This is a genomic window from Roseateles sp. P5_E11 (genome assembly GCF_054049355.1).
The window spans coordinates 1-2243 of sequence record NZ_JBFUMO010000764.1; the positions used below are offsets into that span (position 1 = coordinate 1).

Genomic DNA, 2243 nt, shown 5'->3' on the forward strand with positions numbered 1-2243 from the left:
ATTGAGCCGCTCGCACATCGCCAGACGGGCCGGCTTGGGGCGGCCCGGCGCTCGGCCCAAACACAACTCGACTACGTGATGGCCCGTCCGCATCTCGCACTGAACCTCTTCTGGCGCACCTTCGCCTGGCTGGCCCTGCTGCTGGCCGGCGCCGTGCTGGCATGGCAATACACCTTCAAGCTGCTGGAGGCCCAGCCGCGCGCGCTGGAGTCGGCCGAGCAGTTGGCAGGCCTCGTCAAGCTCAGCCGCATCGCGCTGGAGCACACCGACCCCATCAACCGCGTCGCCGTCATCAGCTCGATGTCGCGCGGGGACACGGTGCAGGTGCGCGTGGCCGAGACCAGCGACCGCTGGTTGCCCTACGACACCAGCCCCTTCGCCAAGCAGCTCGCTTCGGAGCTGCGCAACACGCTCGGGCCCGATACCGTCGTCGCGCGCAACGTCAACGACGTATCGGGCCTGTGGGTGCGCTACGTCGTCGGCGAGGACGCCTTCTGGCTGCGTACCAGCGCAACGCCTCTGTCCATCTCGTTGGCCAGCAACTGGTGGTGGGTGGTCATTGCGCTGCTGGCCACCGTCGTCGGCTCGGCGCTGATCGCCCGCCTCATCAACCAGCCATTGCGCGAGCTGGCGGAAGCCGCCGGCCGCATCCGTGATGGTGAGTACGACTCGCGCCTGGACGAGAACACCATGACCAGCGAGATCCGCGAGGTCAACATGGGCTTCAACCGCATGGCGCGCGAACTGGCCAAGCTGGAGGAAGACCGTGCCGTCATGCTGGCCGGCATCTCGCATGACCTGCGCACGCCGCTGGCGCGGCTGCGGCTGGAAACCGAGATGAGCGTCAGTGACGAGCAGGCGCGTCACTTCATGGCCCAGGACATCGACCAGCTCGACGCCATCATCAGCAAGTTCATGGACTATGCGCGGCCCAACGAGACGCAGCTGCGCGAGACGCGGCTGACCGACGTCGTCGAGCGCGAGGTGCAGGGCTTCCGCGACCCCGACCAGATCCGCTTTCGAGTGCAGGTCAGCGAGGCCCTCAAGGTCTTCGTCGACGACACCGAGCTGGGCCGCGTGCTGCTCAACCTGTTCGAGAACGCGCGCCGCTACGGCCATGCGGAAGGCGAGCCGGCGCGCGTGGACGTGAGCGCCACGCGCCAGGGCTCCTGGGTGGAGCTGCGCGTGCGCGACCATGGCCCCGGCGTGCCGCCCGACCGCCTGCAGCGCCTCACCGTGCCCTTCTACCGCGGCGACGCCGCTCGCACCGCCGCCAGCGGTGCCGGTCTCGGTTTGGCCATCGTCGAGAAATCAGTGCAGCGCCTGGGCGGCACGCTGTCCATCAGCAATGCGCAGGGCGGCGGCCTCATCACGGTGCTCAAGCTGCAAGGGGCCTGAGCTGAGCCGCTCAGTGGGCCGAGGCAGCGCTCGCGGCGGGCGCCGGCACTGCCGCCTCGCCGAGCGACTGCGCCAGCTGCTTCTCCAGCCCTTTCTCGACCCCGATGACCACGTTCAGCGTCAGCCGGTAGGCATGCAGCGCCTTGATGAGATCCACCGGGTCGCCACGGCCGAATTCGGCATCGACCAGCGCATCCGTCAGCCGCGTGAACGAACCGATCGCGCTGAAGCTGGACTGGATGACCTGCTGCGAATCGCGCTGCGCGGTGTAGGCCTCGGACAAACGCCGCAGGTCGGCGTGCGGCAGGTGCACCAGGGCCTGGTCGGCCAACGCCGTGTCCCAGGCGTCGCGGCGCAGGCCCGGCGTGAACACGCTGATGTGCAGGCGCTCGCTAAGCAGGGTCTTGAGCGTCGCGGGCTTGGCCTGCCCCTGCTCGGCCAGCTTCTTCACCTCGCCGTAGAGGGCGTTCACGCCTTCCATCACGGTGCGGTTCTGCATGATCGTGGAGCGCACCTCGGTCAGATTGGCCTGCAGCTCTGAATCAACCTGTTCGATGGTCTGGCGCGCCAGCTTGCGGTGGTGCAGCGCCTCGAAGCCCGCCTCCAGCCCCAGGGCGGTCAGGATGCCCAGCACGATCATCACGTAGTGGACGCCGAGTTCCTTGAAATTGGTCGGGGCGTGGCCGGGAGGTTCGACGTGCATGTGCGCGGGCTTGGGAAGTTGGGGCGCGATGTTAGCCAACCCCGGAGGCCGCAAGAAGGCAGATCGCCCGCGCCTCGATCGCCCGCCCCTCGCCCACCGGCCCCATCTTCTCGGCCGTCTTGGCCTTCACATTGATCTGGCC

Annotated in this window: 3 protein-coding genes; 1 reads left to right on the forward strand and 2 read right to left on the reverse strand. The window is 68.3% G+C overall.

The annotated features are described in order from the left end of the window. Window positions 1-1398, forward strand: a 1398-nt coding sequence (locus tag ACXJKR_RS30265) for an ATP-binding protein (RefSeq protein ID WP_457325998.1), incomplete at its 5' end; no start/stop codon positions are given. Between the two features lie 10 nt (window positions 1399-1408). Here ACXJKR_RS30265 and ACXJKR_RS30270 read toward each other — a convergent pair. Together ACXJKR_RS30270 and ACXJKR_RS30275 are read right to left on the reverse strand one after the other, a co-directional pair. After that, complete coding sequence (locus tag ACXJKR_RS30270) at window positions 1409-2101, reverse strand: hypothetical protein (protein WP_056197939.1); 693 nt, start codon at window positions 2099-2101, stop codon at window positions 1409-1411. A 31-nt stretch (window positions 2102-2132) separates the two neighbouring features. Then, window positions 2133-2243, reverse strand: a 111-nt coding sequence (locus ACXJKR_RS30275) for a 2-C-methyl-D-erythritol 2,4-cyclodiphosphate synthase (RefSeq protein ID WP_457325999.1), incomplete at its 5' end; no start/stop codon positions are given.

Bases quoted from the DNA above. Each gene is read 5' to 3' on its own strand.
- ACXJKR_RS30270 (WP_056197939.1), bottom strand. From the start codon at position 2,101: ATGCACGTCGAACCTCCCGGCCACGCCCCGACCAATTTCAAGGAACTC.